This is a genomic window from Streptomyces sp. NPDC048484, assembly GCF_040651415.1.
Classification (GTDB): Bacteria; Actinomycetota; Actinomycetes; order Streptomycetales; family Streptomycetaceae; genus Streptomyces.
Map to the genome: position 1 here is coordinate 56661 of NZ_JBEZJY010000043.1, position 13950 is coordinate 70610.

A 13950-nucleotide genomic window follows, 5' to 3' on the forward strand; every position below is an offset into this window, starting at 1 on the left:
CACCCGCGGGGCAGCCGATGCAACGGTTTGCCGCCGCCCGGCCAAGTAACGGGTGAAGGGTCTACCAACTACCTTGGAGGAACGGGTGCCCTTAATACCCGGACGGGCCGCAGCGCCCGAACGACGCACGCGTCGGGCCGCGCCGCCGCGGCCGGACGCCGCCGGATTCTCGGCGTTCTACGAGGAGAACTTCGACGCCGTCCTCGGCTTCGTGACCCGGCGCACGAGCTGCCCGCAGGTGGCCGCCGACCTCACCGCCGACGTCTTCGTCGCCGCGCTGGAGGCCGCCGGCCAGTACGACCCGAAGCGCGGGGCGCCCTACGCCTGGCTGTACGGAATCGCCCGCAACGTCCTGGCCTCCCACTACCGCGGCAGCGCCCGCGAGCAACAGGCGGTGGCCCAGCTGAACGGGCGCCGACTGCTGGATCAGGAGGACATCGCCGCGCTGGAGGAGCGGATCGACGCACAACGCGCCGCACGTGAGCTGGCCCAGCGGCACAGCGCGCTGAGCGAGCCGCTGCGCGAAGTCCTCGATCTCGTGACCGTCGACGGCCTCACCCCGCGTGAGGCCGCCCAGGTCCTCGGCCTCAACCGGGCGACGGTGCGCAGCCGCCTGCTCCGCGCGAGGCGCGCGCTGCGCGCCGAACGTCCGTCCGTCACCGAAGACATCGAACCCATCTTGGAGGTTGTCTCATGAGCACGCCCACCGGATTCAAGCAGCGCCTGGCGTCGGAGCTGTCGGCCATGGCCACGGAATCGGCCCCCGCTTCGGCCACCCGCGTCCCGGCTCGTCACCTTCGCGTCCGGTTCACGGTCGCGGCGGTGGCGACAGCCGTCGCGGCGGCGGTGGTCGTGCCGATGGTGAGCGGCTCGGGCAGCTCGCCCGCGTACGCCGTGACCCGGCAGGACGACGGCTCGCTGATCCTGGAACTGCATCGCACCGAGGGCGAGTCCGGCCTTCAGAAGCAGCTGAACAGGATGGGCGTGCGGGCGGCCGTCCTCGAGGGGGACGATCACTGCGCCACGGGAGTGCCGACCGAGGCTCCCGGGTCACTGGAGCGCTACCCGATGACGTTCAGCGACTCCGAGCCCCCCTGGACGGCCCGCATCCACCCGGACCTGATCCATGACGGCGAGACGCTGCTCATCGTGGCGGAGTCCAAGGACGACGGCACGACCCGGGCGGTGTCCTCACGGCTGGTGACGAAGGTCCCGGCGTGCAGCGTGCCGGGGATAGGCGGCGGCCCGGACGCGCACGCCTGACCCGCGGGCACCTCCCGCGGCTCGCCATGTCCAGCAGCACCAGCACGCCGTGCCTCCGAGGTTCATCTCGTCCGACCCGCAACCGGGAGGGCTTCGGACATTCGTCCGGGGTGGAGGCACCTCCAGTTCATGACCGCCGCAGTGGAAAGCACCCATGGCGGACGGTCAGCCGATCGACAGCCAATGATGATTCGAGGAACCACAATGTCTGCACGTCACAGCGCCGCCCGTAACCTACGCCCGAGCCGGGTTCGCACCGTATTGGGTATCTCCATCGCGGGGGCTGCGGTGGCTCTCGGCGGGGGCATGTCCGCCCACGCCGCGACTGGCCCGGCACCCGCTTCCACCGACGCGCAAAAGACCCCGGCGGCTTCCGCGGTGGCGCCGACTTCCACCGGGAAGCACGGCAAGCCCGCCACCGCCTCGTCGGAGACGCCCGCCGACCGGACCTCGGCCAAGCGCACCACTGCGCCGAGGCACGCGAAGCCTGCTACCGCCGGGTCGGAGCATGACGCCACGGCTGGGTCGAGGCACGACGCTACCGCCGGGTCGGAGCATGACGCCACGGCTGGGTCGAGGCACGACGCCACCGCCGGGTCGGAGCATGACGCCACGGCTGGGTCGAGGCACGACGCCACCGCCGGGTCGAAGCACGACGCCACCGCCGGCTCCAAGCACGATGCCACCGCTGAGGCCTCGGCCTACACCCGCTGATCGGATTCCCGGTCGCTTAGGCGGCAGGCACGGTCTGAACGCAAGCTGCCCGGTCCGAGCCGGGCAGCACGGCCCGCCCGCCCGGTGCCCCGGGCGGGCGCTGCGTTTCGGTGCCGGGGTGCGGACTTCTCGTCCCGTCAGTCGCTGTTCGTCACTGTGACCCCGCCGCCACCAGCGTCGCGGTGATGGGTTCGAGCTCGGCGACCAACTCGTCGAGTTCGGCGGGAGACAGGGTGTCGTACGGCGGGGCGGCGAGTTCGTCGGTGAGGGCTTCGATGCGTTGTTTGGTCTCGCGGCCGGCGTCGGTGAACCGGCCGTCGGTGTCGACGAGCCCTCGCTCGCGCAGGCCGTCCATGACCGCGGCCAACCGCTCCTTCGGCAGGTGATGGATGCGCCCGAACGACTCCGGCGGGTGGATGCCCATCTCCAACGCGGAGAGCACGTGGGCCTCCGTGCCGCCGATGAGCGCGCCGACGAGCGCGGCAACGTGCCCGTCACCGCGGTGCTCACGCAGCATGGTCGCGGAATGCCACAGCCGGGCGACCGGGTCGCTCGGCACCGGAAGAGTGCGCATCCCGGCGTACATCACCCGGCCTTCTGTGGGCGCGTTCGTCGCGGCCTTGGTGGTCAGGTCGGCGGCGCGCACCAGGCCCGGGGAGTCGGCCATCTTGTCGCCGAGGATCCGCCGTACGGAGGCCGCGCTGCCCCGCTCCCGCGCGGCGACGGACGCCTCGGGCGGGATCGTCTCCCACGCGCTCGGGATGTGCCGCGCGGCCTCCCCGTCGGCGAAGTTGTAAAAGGCCGCGTGCACGACCTGCGCAGGCACCCGCCCCAGTGGCGCGGCGCGGCTGGCGAAGTAGCCGTCCCAGTAGGTGCGATGGCCGAGCGCGCCCAGCTCCTCGTTGCACTCGTCGGAGAGGAAGGTGACCAGGCAGATCGGCTCCAGGAGCTCGAACATGCGGCGCGCGGTGTGAGTCATGGCCCACATCATGCCTGCGGTCACGCCCCGTGGAGCAGTACGGGCCGTGGCTTCGATCGCCACCGAAGGTCGACCGCGACCGCTGGGGCGGGGGCGTGTCGCCCTGTCGGTCCGGCGTTCATTCTCTGGCGCCGGCGAACCCGGCAGGGGGCGCCTTTGTGTGTCCGGCACGTCGCCACGAGCACGGTGATTCTTGAGGACTTGGAGGACATGGCCAAGCATGCGCGTATTTTCGAAGCGCTGAGATCGGCGGCTTTGAGTCCGGAGAAGAGTCTTACTTTTCTCCAAAAAGCCATACGGGACATCCCGGAGAGCGAGAAAGAAAAGGAATGAAGAATCAGGATATCGTCACCGCCTTTAAGAAGGCCAGGGCGTCGCAGGGCGCCAATCAAGATTGCGTCGAGGTGGCGCGGACTGCTGACGGGGGCCGCGCGATCCGGGATAGCAAGAACCCCAGTACCGTTCAGTTCTATACCCCCACCGAGTGGGCTGCGTTTCTGGACGGAGTCAAGGCTGGGGAGTTCGACGACTGACCCGGAGACGCGCAAATGCGCCCCGCCCACGGCTTATTTCCGTGAGCGGGGCGCAGTGCGTTATGTGCAGGAGCGTGGCAGGGTATTTAGGCGGCTCAACTCAGAGGCGCCCAGCGCCCCTGAATCGATTGAGCTAATCGAGAAGCCCAGGAATCACTACCGGCAAGGGGTAGTAGCGCAATGAGTGAGTACGTAATCCCGGATGCATCGACGCTTGGTGTCGATTGGCAATCCGCCTCTACGGGGGACGGAAACTGTTTCGAGTTTGCCGCCCTGGGCGACGGAAGGACGGCAGTCCGGCAGAGCAAGGCGCCGCAGGGTCCGGCCCTGATCTACTCGCCCGGAGAGGTCGCGGCACTCATCGCCGCAGCCAAGTCGGGGCAGCTCGACCACTTCACCCAGGGTTAGCGGGTCGCGCTCTGGGGGCACAGAGCGCGAAAGGCGCCCCCTGCCGGTAGACGTCCGGCAGGGGGCGGCGCCTTTGTACGTCCGGCAGGACATTCCCGCATTAGTAGGTGATGTCGCCGCACCAGCGCACATCGGGACGGGGCGCGGTGAAATCCCGCTCCAGCAGATCCGGCGCCTTCGGCGCACGGACATCCTGAACGGAGGTCCGCTTCCCCTTGCGGAGGTGGCCTCCCGCGAGGCTGGCGGCTCGCATCAGCCGGGCCACCCGTTTGTGGTTCACCACGGGCCCTGATTTCCGCAGCTCACGGGTGATACGGGGCACCCTGTACGCGCCGTGCGCCGATCGCTGAGCACCAGTTCACCGCCCAAGGTGGTGCGCGAGTTCGACGAGCGGTTGTACGGCGTCTATCTGTAGGAGGGCAGGCATGCGGGTGGGGATCACTGGTCACCGCGGACTGAGCGCAGAGGTTGAGGAGCGCGTGCGGGCGCTCCTGGCTGATGCTGGTGAGCGGGTACGACACGGCAGAGCTGGTGGCGGTCTCGTGCATCGCGGACGGCCCCGATGCATGGTTCGCCGAAGCCGTGCTGTCCGTCGGCGGACGCCTTGAGGTCGTCGTTCCGGCCACCGAGTACCGCGACAGCCTGCCGGAGCGGCATCTACAACGCTGAGGACCGTGCGCACGCAGAGAAGGCGGTCACCGCGTTTGAGGAGGCGTACGGCGCGAAGCTCCCCAAGGCCGTCAAGAAGATCACCGGCGAGGTCGACGAGCTGCTGGCGTTCTACGATTTCCCCGCCGAGCACTGGGTCCATCTGCGGACGACGAATCCGATCGAGTCGACCTTCTCCACCGTGAAACTTCGGACCAAGGTCACCCGCGGTGCCGGAAGCCCGGCCGCGGCCCTCGCGATGGTCTTCAAACTCGTTGAGTCCGCCCAGGCTCGCTGGCGAGCGGTCACCGCACCGCATCTCGTCGCCCTCGTCCGCGTCGGCGCGAGGTTCGAGAGCGGCGTCCTCGTAGAGCGGGACCAGGCCACGGCGGCCTGACAGCCCCCGTCACCTGTCGCGCTGTGTGGGGGAGAAAGGGACCAGTCCATGCCCGAATCCACCGCCCTGCTCACGGAGATCATCCGCGTCTACGAGCAGGCCACAGCAGCCACGCCGTCACCTAACTCGTTCCACTGATCGCTATCGATCCACAAGGGATTGACATTTACTGCGGAACCTTTTCCCCGGTGGTACGGATCGTTCTCGAAGGGGACGACATGGTGGGAGTGGTGCCGGGTGGGATGACGAACGGGATGTGGTTCGTCATCCCCTGATGGGATGTTGCGGCGTGACCGCTCAGGTGGTGCTGCCGAGGAGTCGGCTGCCGACGGTGTTGTGGTCGGTGTCGAGGAGGTAGTCCAGCCAGCCCGTACGGAATTCCTCGCGGGTGATGTGTCCGTCCTTGTCGACGTCCATGTCCGCGCACACCGCCTCGGCCTGGTCGGCGGGGACGCGGAGGGCTTCCTCCAGGTAGCGGACCATGTGGGCGGCGGGTACCTGGTTGTCGTCATCGGTGTCGATGACGGAGAACGAGGCGTCCATGGCCGGCAGGTAGTGCTGCTCCAGCAGCCCGCGGTCGCTGAAGCGGTCCTGCAGGGCGCGGTGGAACTCCTCGCGGGTGACCTTCCCGTCACCGTCGTCGAAGGCCGCGATCGCCTGCCAGCAGGCTCGGAAGGTCTCGCGCAGTTCGCGCTCCTTTGCGGTACCGGGCTCGGCGCCGCCCACGCGCAGGACGGCGTCCGCCAGCAGGTCGAAGTCCGTCTCCTCGATGACGCCGTTGCCGTTTGCGTCGAAGAGGACGAAGGCTCGGTCGTACTTGCCGACCATGGTGGGTGCCTTGCTCACAGTCACTCCCGGTAGTGGTAGTTGTTCTCAGGAAAATATTGGAACGAGGTCACTGCCGGATGACCACCCGGATAGCGGTGGATCACCCGGATGGCTCACAGGTATCCACACGCGGGGGTCGCTCCGGGGCCAGGGCAGCGGCGGCGCGGGATGCCTGCCGGTCTCCCGGAGCCGACGCGACCGGAACGGGCCGCGGGCAGGCGGGGTGCGCGGTTCAGCCGTGGAGTTCGTAGAGGTGGAAGTCCATGTTCGCCCCGGAGGGAAGGCTCGGAGCCGGGGTGATGGTGGCGAGGTGGCGGGCGCCCGTGAAGGAGCGGTCCAGTGAGTCGTGGGCGATCTGGTCGTTGGTCTTGATCGCGATGTGGCAGGGCAGGCCGTCGCGGGATCGGCGGATGTCGTCGAGGATCTCCGGCACGGGCGGCGAGGTGCGGGTCAGATCGAGGCCAGCGGCGGTGAAGGCAGGGCCCCACGGCGGTTCCACGACGTACGTGTCGTGCGTGCTGCGGGCGGGAAGTTCGCGCAGCAGGTCGCGGTAATCCGTCAGACGCAGGGTGATCGCGGAGCCGATGCGGTCGAGGTTGTTACGGGCCGTTCCGAAGACGGCGGGGTCGAGTTCGGCGGCGTGGACGGCGCGCATCAGGCGCTGGCCGAGGTGGTGGCCGAAGTTGCCGGAGCCGCAGAACAGGTCCGCGATCAGCGGGTTGCCGGCGTCGGGCCCCTGCGGCTGGGACGCGGCCTGGAGTGCGGCGAGCGCGTCGGCGACCGGTGCTGTGTAGTCGTCGACGGAGCACTCGATGACGGTGCGCCCGAGCAAGGTGATGCCCTTGGGGGCCATGTCGGCGGCGGGGATGCCGTAAAGCGACAGCCCTGCCTCGTGGCCGTAGATCAACCGGCCTGCTTCGCAGAGCTGTTGGGAGGTCAGGACGGTGGTGCGCAGGGGGCCGAGAAGCTGATCCCGGAAGGCGAAGTAGGCCGAGTGATCCGGCTGGTGGGTGTTCACGGGGGGTGTAGTTCTCCGAACGGCTGAGGGCAGGGCACACCGCGGCGCACACGCTGAGTAGGCGGGCGTGCGCGGACTGTAGTGTACTGAAGGGTCGATTCCGTAAATGACTAAGGAGCCCTGCCGTCATGGCTGTTGAGAACACCACCGCGACCAGGACTTCTCCCTCTTCGTGCGCGGACACGCCACCAGGGGCCGCGGCCCGGCCGTTCGACGTTCTGGGCAAGACGTACGAGGACACGTACGCGCATCTGCCCGAACAGCAGCGGGCGATCGACTGGCTGTTGGCCCGCCTGCCCGCGGCTGCGAAGGTCATGGACATCGGCTCCGGCACGGGACGGCCGACCGCTGACCGTCTGGCCGCGGCTGGTCACGACGTCACTGGCTACGACGTGTCCACCACCATGGTGGACCTGGCCAGGGCTCAGGTGCCGGGTGCACGGTTCGAGCTGGCCGACGTACGCACCCTGCCCGATGCTCCCGGCACCTGGGGTGCGATCACCGCGTTCTTCCCGCTTCTGCAGATGCCCCGCACGGATCTGGCCGCCACGCTCGCTCGGGTCGCCGACTGGCTTGCCCCCGGCGGACTGTTCGTCTTCGCCACGGTGCCCTTCGACGCGGAGGACGAAGAGATCCAGTGGATGGGGCAGACCATCCGCGCCACCAGCCACCCGGCCGAGGTCTTCCCGCGACTGCTGCGCGAGGCCGGCCTGGAGGTCGTCCACGAGGAACTCAGCCTCTTCCACCCCGACTTCCCCGGCATGGGGCCCGAGGAACACCTGTTCATCTACGCGGTCAAGCCCGGCGGGCCTGCCGCACCGGCGCATGCGCTGGCCGGCCCCTACCCGTTGCCCGCCTCCTACCGGGGCCCTCACGAGCTGAGCCAACAGGGCTGGCTCGCCATGGAGACCCGTTTCGAACGCCACGACATCGCCCCGGTCCTCGACGCACTCGCCGACAACATCCGGATCCTGGACGTCGGCGGCGGCAGCGGCGCCGTCGTACGCGCCCTCGCGGCCCGCCCGTGCCACGTGACCACCGTGGAACCGCACCCCGCCCGCGAGGAGAGCATGCGCCCCCTGACCGCCGCAGGGGTAACGGTCCTGCCCGGCTGCGCCGAGCAACTCCCGCTCCAGGACGCCACATTCGACGCCGCCGTCGCGACCTGGATGCTGCACTACACCGACGACCCCGAGGCAGCCGTCTCCGAGATGGCCCGCAGCGTCGACCTCACCCACCCGCACGCGAAGATCGTCCTGGTACAGGGTGCTCCCGACAACCAAATGATCGCCCTGTGGAACCGGACCTGCGCCGAACTGACCGGTGAACCCCACGACCACCAGGGCCTGCTCCTGACCCGCGCCGCCCACACCCTGGCAGGGCACGGCTTCACCGACATCTCCTTCACCCGCGCCCGCGTCGACGTCGTCTTCCCCGAGGAAGGCGCGAACGCGAAGGCACAGGCCGCCGCCGATGTGCTCGCCGACTTCTGGAACACCGGACACCCCCAGCTCTCCGAGCTGCGCCGGGCGCTGCTGCCAACCCTGCGGACCCACTTCGCCACCGGCACCGACCGCTTCAACGACGACGCCGTCCTCCTCACCGCCCGCCCCCGCCGAGCACGCTGACCAGTCGTGTCCCCGCGCGCGAAAGCCTCCGAAGGATCCGCCGCCGTGGCCCTGACCGAGCCGACGACCTCCCATACCTGTACCGAACTGCCGCGCTGCCCGGCCACCACACCCGGCGCGATCACAGCGCACGGCGCCGGCGAACCGGGTGGGCTCTACGCCCATCTGCGCCGCGAGCACCCCGTTTTCCACGACCCCGAACTCGACGTGTGGGTCGTCACCCGGCACCACGACATCGACACCGTCCTGCGTGACGCGAGCGGCACCTTCTCCACCACTCTCGGCTACGTCCCCCTGCAGCGGCTCTGCCCCGCAGCACAGGCGATCCTGGAAGGCAGCGGCGCACTGCCGGTCCTGTCCTCCCTCGACCCACCGCACCACGGCCGCTTCCGCCGCCAGATGACCGCCGTCTTCCCCACCACCGAGCGCCGGATGAACGACCTGGACGCCCTGCTACAAGAGGAGACGACCCGCGCGGCCCGCGAATTCGCCGCACGCCCCTGCCACACCGGTGACCTCGTCGAAGAATGGGCCCGCCCGCTGGCAACCGCCGTCCTCGGCCGCCTCACCGGCCTCCCGGCCCAGGACCAGCCCGCCATCATGGACCGGGCCGCCGCCCTCTCCCACCTGGTCTGGGGTCATATCGACGACGCCGCGCAGGTCACCGCCGCCCACGCACTGGCCGACCTCTTCTCCTCCTGCCTCGCCCTGACCGAACAACGGTCCCGCACCGCACACGGGAACGACCTGATCACCGGCTGGCTCACCCACCAGGACACCGACGAACACCCCTTCAGCACCCACGAGGTCGCCTCCACCCTGATGGAAGTGCTGATCACCAACGCGGAGATCACCCCCCGCCTGCTGGCCAACACCCTCTACCGCCTCCTGACCACCGGCACGTATGAGGAAATCCACCGCACCGATCGCTGGCCCGAAGCCGTCGCGGAGACCCTGCGCCACGACCCGCCCCTGGCCGGATGGCTCCGCAGCACCACCCGCGACATCCACCTGTCCGGAACACAGATCCCGGCCGGAGCACGCCTCCTTCTCCTGCTCGCCTCGGCGGGCCGCGACGAGGACCACCGGCTCACCGAACCCGACATCCACCAGACCCGGCGCACCTCACAGCCGCCGACCGTCGCCTTCGGCGCGGGAATCCACTACTGCCCCGGCGCCGCCTACACACGCCACCTCGCCCACCACGCCCTGACAACCCTCGCCGACACCTGCCCCCACCTCACCCTCACCCGACCGGACCGCTGCCACCCCGACACATGGCCCCGCAACGCAGCCCTGCGCGCGCCCACCCAACTCCCCGCCGCCTGGCAGCCAATGAGATAACCAATTCACAGCCTCACACCGGTCACGGCAGGACCGAAACGTCGAATTCGCCACGCTCAGCCCACTGCTGACGATCAGGCCGCCAATCCACAAGTCTTGACTATTGCTCGCGGGCGCAGGGCCCGGCAGGCTTCAGGGCAGAGGGACCCTTGACCTGCGCGGGCACTGAGGTCCAGTGGGTGCAAGCCGTGTCCATCGCTGTGACGGTGTACGTGAACGCCTGACGAAGCAGACTTGTCGGAGGTGCGTTTCTGGGAGGGACGTGAATCTCGCAGATGGCTTCTGGGACGGCAGCGGCTCCGCGCTGCTCGGTTCATTGTTGTCTGGCACGCTCGCCGTCGGCACGTTCTACGCAACGAGATGGCACGAGAGGAAGTCCGCACGTGAACAGCTGGCGTTCGGAGCTGCTGAGGATCTTGCCGCAGGGCTACTCGAACTCCATGCTGCCTTCAACCCACAACCGTGGCAGCGGCCTCGTGGCGACTGGCCCACGTTGTGGCAGGCAGCGGACAAGTTCGGCGATATGTGCATTGTCCGGTTTTCGGCGCTCTCTGAACCCAAACTGCGCATGGCTGTAGCTGAGACCTACAACTTGGTGTTCGAGGCCCTCGGGGTCATGCGAAAGCAGGCTTCCTCAGACCCGGGGGATGTAGCTGCCGTCGACACTGACGCGATGGTTCGCGAGATGCTCAACTACATCGAACTCGTGGTAGGTGCACTGATCAACTGGCGCAGCGGATCAGTGGCAACGAGACCAGATATTCCCAACGTGAGTTGGCGGGGACTCACTGATGAACCTTTGCCGCGCTTCACGCACCAGGATCAGCGCATGCGTCGCCGACGTTGAGGGAGCGGTCTGCAACCTCCCAACGGGCTACAGTCCCTTGGTGTCCGAGGGGGTGGCTCGGGGGTGATCCGGGATCCTTCGCAAATTTCGTGGGTTTCACGGGCCCCCGCCGGCGCGAACCAGACTCGGTGGTCAGGCTCCCGCGCAGGGCGGCTCCTGCTGCTTCCCTGCAGGGGAGCGCCCCGATCCCTCACTGAGGTGTGGTCGAGTACCGCAGTAACTCCGGTCCGTCCAGCAGTCCGACCGCCAGTGTCTCCCCGGCCCGTCTCCACGTCCGGATGGCTCCCGCCGTTCGCTCCGCGCCGAACCGCCAGAACCAGCCGACATCACCCGGGTGCAGCTGCGCGGGCCCGTCGTCGTACTGCCACTCGCTCAACACCCAGACGATGTCGTCGAGTTCACCTACCGCCGGCGTGCTCGTCCTGATCGCCATCCCCCGATTTCAGACTGACTCGGCGGTCCTCCGCACCCGAAATTCCTACCCCTGACGCTCGACTTTCCTTCAGCGCGGGCTGCATCCCAGTGAGGTTGGCAAAGGCTCATTGTGGTGTGCCTGCCGTTTGCCCGGACTGAGCACCCCTTGACCACAGTTCCTCGGCGTGCTCAGCGAATCGTTGGAACATCCCGCCGTTGCCATACCTGCGCAGGTGCAGGAGTGGTGAGTCATGACCGACCATGCGCGCTAGATGGGGAGTAACGAGCGCTTCATCGTCGAAGCGAAAGACCGACAGAGATACGTGATTTGCGGCATCGCTCGGCGCAGAGAAGCGCGTTTCCAGCCCCTCATGCGATCCGAGCTTTTCGAGGTGCTCAAGAGTGATTCGAATGCGCGTGGACACAGTGAGCGCCACGTCCTCAACCTGTTCCCTGCTCCGGGTTACTTCCCCGACAGGGTCGCCCAGCAGAAACCGCACACGGCATCCGGCGGCAAGTTTCTGTCGGAGTGTGGCTACGAATGCGGGTTGGTCCAACCATAGGAAGTAGTTCGTGTATCCCGCGAAGAAGAGATCCCTGGTGGTGTTGGCGACCAGTTCACCCCAAACAGTGGACGGGCAGGATGACCGGTAAGGGTAGGAGCGGACGATCTCCCTGTCGCCGCCGGGCGCCTGTCTCAGGTGCTCCCTCCGCGGTAGTGGTCAAGGCGGCACGGGTGATCCAGAGCGGTCGCTGGGCGTAGGTCCTTCGCCTCAGGCGCGCTTCGTGCCTGCTGGCTAGGGTCAGTCCTCATGAAGACCACGGGGATTGTTCGTCGCCGGACGGCGGAGCGTATGCGCGACGCTCTGGAGCGGCTCGTTACCGAGCGGGATGTATGGGTGTCGACGGCTCACCCTGATCACGGGCCGCACCAGGTGCCGCTGTGGTTCTTGTGGGATGGGCGAGCGGTGTGGATGTGTACCAGCGCCACGTCCGTTACTGCGCGGAACGTCCGCGAAGAGCCGCGCGTGCGTCTGGCGCTGCCGGACACCTTCGACGTGGTGCTCCTCCAGGGTGAGGCGGAGTGCTTCCCGGACCAGGAGGTGCCCGGAAGCGCAGCGGAGGCGTTCGCCGACAAGTTCGGGTGGGATCCGCGCGTGGAGAAGGGTTCCTTTGTGTATGTACGTGTGGTCCCGGGGACTGTGCGGGCTTGGCGCGGCGAGCCGGAACTACGCGGGAGAGTCATCATGCGCGACGGAACGTGGCTGGAATAGCGGCCGTCCCTCGACGGCGGTCCTCTCCCGGATCACGATCTACAGACAGCGTCTATCTGTAGGAGGACAGGCATGCGGGTGGGGATCACTGGTCACCGCGGACTGAGCGCAGAGGTTGAGGAGCGCGTGCGGGCGCTCCTGGCTGATGCGGTGAGCGGGTACGACGTGGCGGAGCTGGTGGCGGTCTCGTGCATCGCGGACGGCCCCGATGCGTGGTTCGCCGAAGCCGTGCTGTCTGTCGGCGGACGCCTTGAGGTCGTCGTTCCGGCCACCGAGTACCGCGACGGCCTGCCGGAGCGGCATCACTCCACGTACGACGAGCTGATGTCCCGCGCGAGCGACGTGCACGAGACCGGCATGACCGCCTCCGACTCCGAGGCGCACATGACAGGCTCTGAAATCCTCGTCGGGCTCGCTGACGAGCTGGTCGCCGTATGGGACGGGAAACCGGCATGGGGGCACGGCGGGACGGCGGACGTCGTGGCGTACGCCGAGCGGACCGGCGTCCCCGTCCGGGTGCTGTGGCCGGAGGGCACCTCACGCTGAACGGCACTCTGTCTTGTTCTTTATCTTCGGCGGCCTGCGGCTGGGTCGGGCGGGCCCATACAGGCGTCAAGCTGTTCGACTATCTTGCGGAGTTCGCGGGCTCCGGGCTGCGACATCGCTTGTAGCACGCCGTCGAGCAGGGCTCGGCCTTCGAGAGGGTTGCCGCAGCAGTACCAGTGCACGTTGCCGAACTCGTCGTCGTGCCAGAGCTCGCGCGCCGGGCGGTGGACATAGTCCTTCCACATGCGTAATGCCGCGCTGATGTCCCCCGGCTGGAGGTAGTTCCGCGTGCGTTCAAGGCGAATGATCTCGGACAGCGCTCGCGGGGAGAGACGGTCGATGGCCAGTCTTGCGTTCTGTGACTGGTGCCGGTCCGGGATTAGAGCCCGGATGCGTCCAGGACGTCTACGCGGCATGGACCTTTCGGTTGGTCGTCATGCCCTACATGGTGCCACGATCTCGAACGGTGTCTCGAACACATTCGCTCGCCTGGTGATTCGCCGGACGCGGGAGCGGCCTTCGTCTGATCATGTGCTCCGACCAAGGTGCACGTGACCAAGACGAAGGCCGTGAGAGTGAGTCTGCTGGCTGATGCTGTCCGGAGGGAAGCGTTCGCGGAAGCGTCACGCTTCCTGGGTGAGTTCTATGAGTGTCTGACCGCTCGGCGTGACGCGTTGTTCGAGCTGGTTGACGCGGTGCTGTGCGCGGACGGTGCGGTGAAGTCCCCGGTGGACTTGACGCTGTTGCCCGAGCATCGTCGCGGGCACGGGGCGATGTACGGCGGCCTGAACCACGGCCGGATCGACGTCGGCCGGCTGCGGACCGCGCTGGCCGGACTGTCGCTGCCGCCGTTCGACGGCGGGCGCCTGGTCCTGGCGGTCGATGTGTCGCCGTGGCTTCGCTCGGATGCGCCGTGCTCGGCGGCGCGGCTGTTCTGCCACGTCTACGGCCGCGCGAAGGCGGCCCTCGCAGTTCACCCCGGGCTGGCCCTACTCCTTCGTGGCCGTGCTGGAGCCTACTGGTAGGGGCTGCGGACGACGATCGAGACGTTCTGGGTGAGTTGGTGGGACGGGGCTGAAGTCTGGCAACGGGCCCACAGCGTGGGCTTG

General features: G+C 68.1%; 17 protein-coding genes and 3 pseudogenes. 13 read left to right on the forward strand and 7 right to left on the reverse strand.

Going from position 1 to position 13950, the window contains the following annotated elements; genetic code table 11:
* Positions 1-85: 85 nt before the first annotated feature.
* Together AB0D14_RS34445 and AB0D14_RS34450 are read left to right on the forward strand one after the other, a co-directional pair.
* Complete coding sequence (locus AB0D14_RS34445) at positions 86-697, forward strand: RNA polymerase sigma factor (protein ID WP_362786938.1); 612 nt, start codon at positions 86-88, stop codon at positions 695-697.
* Positions 694-1263, forward strand: coding sequence for a hypothetical protein (locus tag AB0D14_RS34450; RefSeq protein ID WP_362786940.1), 570 nt, complete (start codon positions 694-696; stop codon positions 1261-1263). Before AB0D14_RS34445 ends, AB0D14_RS34450 begins: the two co-directional genes overlap by 4 nt.
* 865 nt (positions 1264-2128) lie before the next feature.
* Here the strand turns inward: AB0D14_RS34450 and AB0D14_RS34455 are convergent.
* Complete coding sequence (locus AB0D14_RS34455) at positions 2129-2956, reverse strand: MarR family transcriptional regulator (RefSeq protein WP_362786942.1); 828 nt, start codon at positions 2954-2956, stop codon at positions 2129-2131.
* On the opposite strand from AB0D14_RS34455, the gene AB0D14_RS34460 reads away from it, so the two are divergent.
* The 3 genes from AB0D14_RS34460 to AB0D14_RS34470 all read left to right on the forward strand — a co-directional run bounded on the left by AB0D14_RS34460 (position 2855) and on the right by AB0D14_RS34470 (position 3897).
* Positions 2855-3289, forward strand: coding sequence for a Scr1 family TA system antitoxin-like transcriptional regulator (locus AB0D14_RS34460; protein WP_362786944.1), 435 nt, complete (start codon positions 2855-2857; stop codon positions 3287-3289). The genes AB0D14_RS34455 and AB0D14_RS34460 overlap by 102 nt on opposite strands.
* Complete coding sequence (locus tag AB0D14_RS34465) at positions 3286-3489, forward strand: DUF397 domain-containing protein (protein WP_362786946.1); 204 nt, start codon at positions 3286-3288, stop codon at positions 3487-3489. Before AB0D14_RS34460 ends, AB0D14_RS34465 begins: the two co-directional genes overlap by 4 nt.
* Positions 3490-3669: 180 nt before the next feature.
* Entirely contained in the window at positions 3670-3897 is a 228-nt protein-coding gene (locus AB0D14_RS34470) for a DUF397 domain-containing protein (protein ID WP_362786948.1), read from the forward strand.
* 100 nt (positions 3898-3997) lie between these two features.
* Here AB0D14_RS34470 and AB0D14_RS34475 read toward each other — a convergent pair whose 3' ends face one another.
* Entirely contained in the window at positions 3998-4219 is a 222-nt protein-coding gene (locus AB0D14_RS34475; RefSeq protein WP_362786950.1) for an IS3 family transposase, read from the reverse strand.
* A gap of 103 nt (positions 4220-4322) precedes the next feature.
* Between AB0D14_RS34475 and AB0D14_RS34480 the strand changes: the two are divergent.
* A pseudogene (locus AB0D14_RS34480) lies at positions 4323-4554 on the forward strand (hypothetical protein); the annotation flags it as partial.
* Positions 4553-4942: pseudogene (locus tag AB0D14_RS34485) on the forward strand (transposase); the annotation flags it as partial. The pseudogenes AB0D14_RS34480 and AB0D14_RS34485, both read left to right, overlap by 2 nt.
* A 297-nt stretch (positions 4943-5239) precedes the next feature.
* Here AB0D14_RS34485 and AB0D14_RS34490 read toward each other — a convergent pair.
* Together AB0D14_RS34490 and AB0D14_RS34495 are read right to left on the reverse strand one after the other, a co-directional pair.
* Positions 5240-5788 carry an EF-hand domain-containing protein gene (locus AB0D14_RS34490; protein ID WP_362786952.1) on the reverse strand — a complete coding sequence of 183 codons (549 nt, stop codon included), beginning with the start codon at positions 5786-5788 and terminating at the stop codon, positions 5240-5242.
* A gap of 214 nt (positions 5789-6002) precedes the next feature.
* Positions 6003-6788, reverse strand: a complete 786-nt coding sequence (locus AB0D14_RS34495; protein ID WP_362786954.1) for a hypothetical protein — start codon at positions 6786-6788, stop codon at positions 6003-6005.
* A gap of 128 nt (positions 6789-6916) precedes the next feature.
* On the opposite strand from AB0D14_RS34495, the gene AB0D14_RS34500 reads away from it, so the two are divergent.
* The 3 genes from AB0D14_RS34500 to AB0D14_RS34510 all read left to right on the forward strand — a co-directional run bounded on the left by AB0D14_RS34500 (position 6917) and on the right by AB0D14_RS34510 (position 10607).
* Positions 6917-8416: a methyltransferase domain-containing protein gene (locus AB0D14_RS34500; RefSeq protein ID WP_362786956.1), complete on the forward strand. Its 1500-nt coding sequence runs from the start codon at positions 6917-6919 to the stop codon at positions 8414-8416.
* A 45-nt stretch (positions 8417-8461) separates the two neighbouring features.
* Positions 8462-9760: a cytochrome P450 gene (locus AB0D14_RS34505; RefSeq protein WP_362786958.1), complete on the forward strand. Its 1299-nt coding sequence runs from the start codon at positions 8462-8464 to the stop codon at positions 9758-9760.
* A 262-nt stretch (positions 9761-10022) separates the two neighbouring features.
* Complete coding sequence (locus tag AB0D14_RS34510; protein ID WP_362786960.1) at positions 10023-10607, forward strand: hypothetical protein; 585 nt, start codon at positions 10023-10025, stop codon at positions 10605-10607.
* Positions 10608-10797: 190 nt separating this feature from the next.
* Here AB0D14_RS34510 and AB0D14_RS34515 read toward each other — a convergent pair whose 3' ends face one another.
* Together AB0D14_RS34515 and AB0D14_RS34520 are read right to left on the reverse strand one after the other, a co-directional pair.
* Positions 10798-11040, reverse strand: a complete 243-nt coding sequence (locus AB0D14_RS34515; protein WP_362786962.1) for a hypothetical protein — start codon at positions 11038-11040, stop codon at positions 10798-10800.
* 106 nt (positions 11041-11146) lie between these two features.
* Positions 11147-11722 (reverse strand): XRE family transcriptional regulator, encoded by a 576-nt coding sequence (locus AB0D14_RS34520; RefSeq protein ID WP_362786973.1) that lies wholly within the window; start codon positions 11720-11722, stop codon positions 11147-11149.
* Between the two features lie 111 nt (positions 11723-11833).
* On the opposite strand from AB0D14_RS34520, the gene AB0D14_RS34525 reads away from it, so the two are divergent.
* Both AB0D14_RS34525 and AB0D14_RS34530 read left to right on the forward strand, forming a co-directional pair.
* Positions 11834-12295: a pyridoxamine 5'-phosphate oxidase family protein gene (locus tag AB0D14_RS34525; RefSeq protein WP_362786964.1), complete on the forward strand. Its 462-nt coding sequence runs from the start codon at positions 11834-11836 to the stop codon at positions 12293-12295.
* A 72-nt stretch (positions 12296-12367) separates the two neighbouring features.
* Positions 12368-12841, forward strand: coding sequence for a hypothetical protein (locus tag AB0D14_RS34530; protein WP_362786966.1), 474 nt, complete (start codon positions 12368-12370; stop codon positions 12839-12841).
* Positions 12842-12861: 20 nt separating this feature from the next.
* Here the strand turns inward: AB0D14_RS34530 and AB0D14_RS34535 are convergent, their stop codons facing one another.
* A complete protein-coding gene (locus tag AB0D14_RS34535; protein WP_362786968.1) occupies positions 12862-13086 on the reverse strand; it encodes a hypothetical protein in 225 nt (74 codons plus the stop codon).
* A 330-nt stretch (positions 13087-13416) separates the two neighbouring features.
* Here AB0D14_RS34535 and AB0D14_RS34540 point away from each other — a divergent pair.
* Positions 13417-13858: pseudogene (locus AB0D14_RS34540) on the forward strand (transposase); the annotation flags it as partial.
* Positions 13859-13950: the final 92 nt, after the last annotated feature.

What these genes read in the sequence shown, in the direction of transcription:
- AB0D14_RS34450 (WP_362786940.1), top strand. Translation starts at nt 694, where the DNA reads ATGAGCACGCCCACCGGATTCAAGCAGCGCCTGGCGTCGGAGCTGTCG.
- AB0D14_RS34460 (WP_362786944.1), top strand. Translation starts at nt 2,855, where the DNA reads ATGGCCGAGCGCGCCCAGCTCCTCGTTGCACTCGTCGGAGAGGAAGGT.
- AB0D14_RS34455 (WP_362786942.1), bottom strand. Translation starts at nt 2,956, where the DNA reads ATGACTCACACCGCGCGCCGCATGTTCGAGCTCCTGGAGCCGATCTGC.
- AB0D14_RS34465 (WP_362786946.1), top strand. Translation starts at nt 3,286, where the DNA reads ATGAAGAATCAGGATATCGTCACCGCCTTTAAGAAGGCCAGGGCGTCG.
- AB0D14_RS34470 (WP_362786948.1), top strand. Translation starts at nt 3,670, where the DNA reads ATGAGTGAGTACGTAATCCCGGATGCATCGACGCTTGGTGTCGATTGG.
- AB0D14_RS34500 (WP_362786956.1), top strand. Translation starts at nt 6,917, where the DNA reads ATGGCTGTTGAGAACACCACCGCGACCAGGACTTCTCCCTCTTCGTGC.
- AB0D14_RS34515 (WP_362786962.1), bottom strand. Translation starts at nt 11,040, where the DNA reads ATGGCGATCAGGACGAGCACGCCGGCGGTAGGTGAACTCGACGACATC.
- AB0D14_RS34525 (WP_362786964.1), top strand. Translation starts at nt 11,834, where the DNA reads ATGAAGACCACGGGGATTGTTCGTCGCCGGACGGCGGAGCGTATGCGC.
- AB0D14_RS34530 (WP_362786966.1), top strand. Translation starts at nt 12,368, where the DNA reads ATGCGGGTGGGGATCACTGGTCACCGCGGACTGAGCGCAGAGGTTGAG.
- AB0D14_RS34535 (WP_362786968.1), bottom strand. Translation starts at nt 13,086, where the DNA reads ATGTGGAAGGACTATGTCCACCGCCCGGCGCGCGAGCTCTGGCACGAC.